The sequence below is a fragment of the Hoeflea sp. genome (genome assembly GCF_039975035.1).
Lineage (GTDB): Bacteria > Pseudomonadota > Alphaproteobacteria > Rhizobiales > Rhizobiaceae > Hoeflea.
On record NZ_JBDWHW010000075.1, the window covers coordinates 1 to 5398 of the forward strand.

Genomic DNA, 5398 nt, shown 5'->3' on the forward strand with positions numbered 1-5398 from the left:
CGACGTCTCTCACGCCCGGTCTTCCCAGTCGTGAGTATCTCCAGTGTAGTCTCCATCGAGAAACTCCCTTCGCTCATCCATGGAAAGCCGATCACAGATCAGCGCTGTCAGGGCAACGTGCGGGCAGAACATCGCTTACGATGAAACCAAGTCAAATGGAGTTGACGAGGCCTTCACCTGTCGGGCGCGTTTTACTTTGATACTTTGATACTTTGAACGTGGACAGGATCAAATGCGGAAAAGCCAAATGCGAACACTAGTGGTGATATTGGTATCAATTGTCATGGCGACGTCAGGCACTTGGAGTGCCAATGCCAATGAATGGACAACGAGGTTCGGCAAAAATGTAAATGGCCTTGCATATGCAAATATGCGGACTGAGAAACATGAATTCGCATTCGAGTTTTACTGCGATGGAAATGACTGGGAAGACAATCGTCTCGGTGTGAAGTTTTTCGCAATCTCGCTTCCGAGATTATATGCGCAAGATGACGCGGACGCCAGTTTATCGCTCCGTTTCCTATTGTCCGGAGGCACCGATTATCAGGAGCCTCTGGACGCCCACTATTTCGACGGCGGCCCGGGAGATCAGGCCTGGCTTGGTTCGATCAATGCCGGCAAATTCGAGCTCGATGCTTTGGCCGCGTCGCGTCGTCTGGATATCCTGAATCAGGATGGCGAGCTTGCCTACACTTTTGGCACCAAGGGCACGGCTAGTGGAGTGGCCGCAATCCCTAAACACTGCAAGCTTGGAACAGAGTGAGTGGAAATGTCCAAAATCAGACAATGTGCACAATGCCACCAACCCAGACTGGTTCCGGTTTCGCGCAAGATGCAGATTTACAATTCGATTGTTCACTACAAGTGCGGAAATTGTAACACTGAAGTCGATATCACACCTCCTGCCAGCATAGGTGTCGCGACAACCGTTGGAATTCTGGCGCTTGGGTTTTGGGGGTGGATTCTGTTGAGAGGCAGCGGCTCGCCCGATTTTATCGCTCTATTGCTATACGGCGCAGTCGGCCTCGTCTTTTTCTGGATGACGCTTGCTCCACTTGCAGTAAATTACAGAAATCCGGCACTTAAGGACGGTGAAACGATTCAGGTACCTGTTGATTCTGGAAATGCCCATATCGCCAGGAAGCCCATTCTCTGGATAGAGAGTCTTGGGTATTTTGCCGGCATGATCGCACCACTCATCTTCATAGTTTGCGTTTTGGGCGGTGCAGCGCTGGTTGGTTATATCAATTTCACTTACTTTTGAGCCAAACTCGAAGCTCCGAGCGCACTGAATTTTGCACGCATTTTGGCAATGGTCGCCGAATTCACAGCCGTCATGACTCGCTATCCAGTGAATGGCTCTCGGAGCTTGCTGCAAATTAGCGTGAGCTTTGTCGCGTTTGCCGATACCAAAAAATGCCAACTCCAAGCGCCCAGATCAAATCAATAAGCCAAACGACAATTCCGAAAAATGCAAGAAACACAGTTGCGGCGAGCACCAGTGCGCAAGCCAGCAGCAGCAATTGAATGGTCCCGATAATTGGCCTCCGCATAAACAGGGTGCCGAGCCCCGGTACCAGCAAATTGCATATGATCTGAAGCATGTGTGAGTCCTCAAAGGTTGCCTTGTATGAGTGTTTTCAGATTGAAGTGAACTTCCCGGATTACTGTAGACAGAGCGTCCAGGTCATCGGGATTTCGATCCCTTGAGCGCCATTCCTTTATAACGTATTGCTAGTCCATCACGGCTTGGGAATTCGGGGGGGAACACATTGGTCGGCAGGATTATTATTGCTGATGATCACCCGCTATTCCGTGAAGGTCTGCGACGTATCATTCAGCGCGTAATTACGGCTTCTCTTGTCGAGGTGACCGACACTGATTCCTTGCTGTTGGAGGCGCAAAAGGACGAAGCTCCGATCATGATGCTGCTTGATCTGGTCTTCCCTGGTTTCAAGGGGGCGGAAACTGTTGCTGATCTGCGCAAGGCATATCCTGGGTCGGCTTTGGTTGTTATTTCGATGACTGATGACAAGGCCGTTGCGGACGAGATGATCGCGGCAGGGGCAAACGGTTTCATCTCGAAATCCGTCTCCGCAGACGAGATTATGCTTTCCATCAACAAAGTCGTGGACGGCGAAATTGTTGTTTGCCTGGATGGTGATGATACCATCGGAGAGAGCATTCTCTCCAATCTTCCACAGCGGCACATCGATGTGCTTGTCGGAATTGGCCAGGGAAAAACAAACAAGGAAATCGCGCGCGAATTGGGGATTTCTCCCTTTACCGTGCGCGCACATATTTCAGCGGTGTTCAAGTCACTGGGTGTGTCCACTCGCTCGGCCGCATCGGCAATGGCCGTTTTGTATGGCTTGATATAGCCGTTGCAAAGATAGCCCATCAGCTCGCGTCGGCGTAATCGGCAGTCATTGCCAACAGGACAGACCGCAGTTGCATCGGCAAAACAGGCTTGTGGAGCGTCCAGAATCCTGCCTGTTTTGCAAGTCCCTCGATTTCGTCGGTGATGGTGCCGCTGATAATTGCGGTAGGCACCGGGATTTTCAGATTTATCTCTCTTGCAAGCTCAATGCCGTTTGTCGGGGTGTTGAGGTGATAGTCCATGAGCAGTATGTCAAAGCGTGGTGGCGATTCCGACATTGGAGTGCCGGTCTCCACGTCATAGCCCCAATTCATAAGAAGGTTCTTCATTGCCTTCATCACCTGCGGATTGTCGTCGATGATCAGCACAGTCTTGTTTGGTTTTTTGAAAACCTCGCTTGAAACGGCAGCAGCCTGCTCTTGAGCCGGCCGAGACGAAACCTGGAGTCCATCAATGGCTACGTGCGTACCGACACCCTCTGTGGACCTGAAATCAACATCCAGATCCAGAAGGCGCGCCGTCCGCGATACAATCGACAATCCTAAACCCAGCCCATCCCTGCGGCCGGGACCATGCGGATTGCCGCGAACAAACTCGTGAAAAATCTCTTCCTGGAGATGATCAGGCACGCCGATTCCCTGATCGAGAACATGAACACTTGCCGTGCCATTCCGCACCCTTGCACCCAGAAGTATCTTGGCACCCGGCGCATACTTGACGGCATTGAAAACCAGGTTCTGAAGTATGGAAGACAGGAGGGCCTTGTCGGTTTTCACCCAGATCGAAGTGCCGACCAGCTTTATAGAACCACCATGCTCTTCGGCTTCAGGCAACGCTTGCCGCACGGTTTGGCGCAGCACTTCATCCAGAGAAAAAACTGTCAGGTCGGGTTTCAATCCGCCAGCTTCCAGCGAGGTGACATTGAGAAGCGATTTGAACAAATTGGATAGGTTGTCGATGGATAGATCAATTGTATCCAGAACGTCTTGCCCGTCGGCGTCAAGCTCCTGATCGCGCAAGCACTCGGTCAGGAGCCCAATGGCGTGTATTGGCTGCCGCAAATCGTGGTTTGCCTGCGCCAGAAACTGGGTTTTGGCGGAATTGGCCATATCCGCCTTCTTTGCCGCAGCGAGATATTTGTCGGCCAGATCGAGATTTTCCAATTTTGTTGCCAGATACTCGGATAACTCCTCGCTGGTATCGTTGGCCAAACCGCACATCATGACGGCAAAGATAAGAACGAGAATACCCAGCAGAACAAAATCGCCACCCATCATGAAAATTCGGATGGCGAGGAGTCCGGTAAAGGGCAGTTCGTAGAAGAAAAATGAGAATTTGAAGATGCCCAGGGAGCGAGCTGCAGCGGCTGAAGCGCCTGCCACGATTGCCATCTGGATGGAAAAATGTGCCGGATTTTGAACGTCCAGCCCGAAAAAGAGAAAGGTGCCCCAACTGGTTCCAACAAGAGCAAACAGGACATGCAGCCTATTTTGCCAATGATCCAGATCAAGCTTACCGCTCGTTCGGCTCTCCACTTGTTTGCCCAGAACGTAGAGCAGAGTTGGTGTCACCAAAATTTCCCATACGCCCCAAAATACCAGCCAGTGCAGCGCCAGTACATCCCAGGCGAGATAGATCAGGACACATGCTGAAGCAATGTGACCAAAAAATATCTTGGCGGGTGCGCGCGAGAACAAGCGGGCGCGGTCAGCCTGAAAGTCAACAGCACCGGGAAACAGCGATTTCATACGACGTCTATCCTAAAAAACACGTCCTAGCCTAACTCGGCAGAAGGGCTGGCGCACTAGTACATCTGTCCGAATTGCAACAGCCCGTCCCCCGCATCTAGCTTTCAGCCACCTTGAGAATAAGCAATGATTGGAATCGAGAATGGCCGGAAATCAAAACTCATTCAAAAAGCTGACGTTCCTGGGCGGCGCATTGCTGTGTGTTTTGTCGACAGCAAGCCTGGCGGGCACAAGCGCACCCTATTACTTCGGTGATCACGCCGGAAATGTGCAGGGCCTATACACCGATACCCGCTGCAATGGAATACAGAGCGGTTGCGTCGGATTTGGACGCTATTGCAATATCGATTTCTATTCAAACTCGTATGCAAGAAAAAAGGCAAAAGAGACGTGGCAATATAAGGGATATATCGGCATCCGCCAAAACTCCGGCAATCACCCCGTCATATGTGAACTGAAGAAGTAGTATTTTTCCGTGAAATACCCGCTTCTAACACTTCTGTTCATTGTGTCTGGGTGTTCGTCAACGTGGGAATCCTCCAGCGCTGTCTCGACACGAACAAGCAGTGAACAGCGGAAAGTTGTTGCGGCGAGCGCTGGACGGGCTGAAAGCCTCAATGGCGACGAAGTGTTCCTGCTGATTTACCGCGAAGGCGGATTTGTCGGCTCCGCGACAGCATGGCCAGTTCGCTACAATGGAACCAAAATCGGGGCATTGAAGAACGGTTCGTTTATTGCCATCAAGACCAATGCTGGTGTGAAAGAGCTCACGCCTGAATCCCATCTCGGTATCTATTCTGAAGGGGTGGAGCGATTTGAACTGAACGCCGATGCCGGCCACACCTACTATTTGAGGCATGGCCCGGACTCGATCTACACCTCGAAGGTCAAGATCAGGCAGGTGCCGGGTGCAAAAGCCAGTGCTGAAATCGCCAAATATTCGCTTGTGAAAGTTGTTGACGAATACAAGGCGTCAGCAGCCAATTCTGCAGATAGAGTGAGTTCCGTCAAAGGGCGGGTTTTCATTGAGCGAGGAATCAAAACTTTGCCCGCCAAACCAGGTTCCCTTTTGCTAGCCGGCGACAAAATCAATGTTCATGAGGGTTCACGGGCGGAGATAATTGTTCGCGGCGGGCTACTCAAGATTACAGAGAAGACATCTTTTCAGGTCCCGGACGCTCCCCAAGCCACGCCGCCGCCCGGCATGGCATCAAAAGCCTGGATCAAGATCAAGAAGTTACTCGAAGGGGAGAATTTCGAACTCAAGGGG

At 51.5% G+C, this 5398-nt stretch carries 7 protein-coding genes; 5 read left to right on the top strand and 2 right to left on the bottom strand.

The window, feature by feature from the left end; all coding sequences use genetic code 11:
* The first annotated feature begins 247 nt into the window (after positions 1-247).
* Positions 248-763: a hypothetical protein gene (locus tag ABJN75_RS06360; RefSeq protein ID WP_348437891.1), complete on the top strand. Its 516-nt coding sequence runs from the start codon at positions 248-250 to the stop codon at positions 761-763.
* The gene (locus ABJN75_RS06365) at positions 764-1264 is read left to right on the top strand and encodes a hypothetical protein (protein WP_348437892.1); all 501 of its coding nucleotides are present in this window, start codon (positions 764-766) and stop codon (positions 1262-1264) included.
* A gap of 115 nt (positions 1265-1379) precedes the next feature.
* Here ABJN75_RS06365 and ABJN75_RS06370 read toward each other — a convergent pair whose 3' ends face one another.
* Positions 1380-1604 (bottom strand): hypothetical protein, encoded by a 225-nt coding sequence (locus ABJN75_RS06370; protein WP_348437894.1) that lies wholly within the window; start codon positions 1602-1604, stop codon positions 1380-1382.
* A gap of 168 nt (positions 1605-1772) precedes the next feature.
* Between ABJN75_RS06370 and ABJN75_RS06375 the strand changes: the two genes are divergently transcribed.
* Positions 1773-2381, top strand: a complete 609-nt coding sequence (locus ABJN75_RS06375) for a response regulator transcription factor (RefSeq protein ID WP_348437896.1) — start codon at positions 1773-1775, stop codon at positions 2379-2381.
* Positions 2382-2400: 19 nt separating this feature from the next.
* Here the strand turns inward: ABJN75_RS06375 and ABJN75_RS06380 are convergent, their stop codons facing one another.
* A complete protein-coding gene (locus ABJN75_RS06380) occupies positions 2401-4128 on the bottom strand; it encodes an ATP-binding protein (protein WP_348437898.1) in 1728 nt (575 codons plus the stop codon).
* A 142-nt stretch (positions 4129-4270) separates the two neighbouring features.
* Between ABJN75_RS06380 and ABJN75_RS06385 the strand changes: the two genes are divergently transcribed.
* Both ABJN75_RS06385 and ABJN75_RS06390 read left to right on the top strand, forming a co-directional pair.
* Positions 4271-4594 carry a hypothetical protein gene (locus tag ABJN75_RS06385; protein ID WP_348437900.1) on the top strand — a complete coding sequence of 108 codons (324 nt, stop codon included), beginning with the start codon at positions 4271-4273 and terminating at the stop codon, positions 4592-4594.
* Between the two features lie 162 nt (positions 4595-4756).
* A partial coding sequence (locus ABJN75_RS06390) for a DUF2846 domain-containing protein (RefSeq protein WP_348437901.1) occupies positions 4757-5398 on the top strand: 642 nt, incomplete at its 3' end.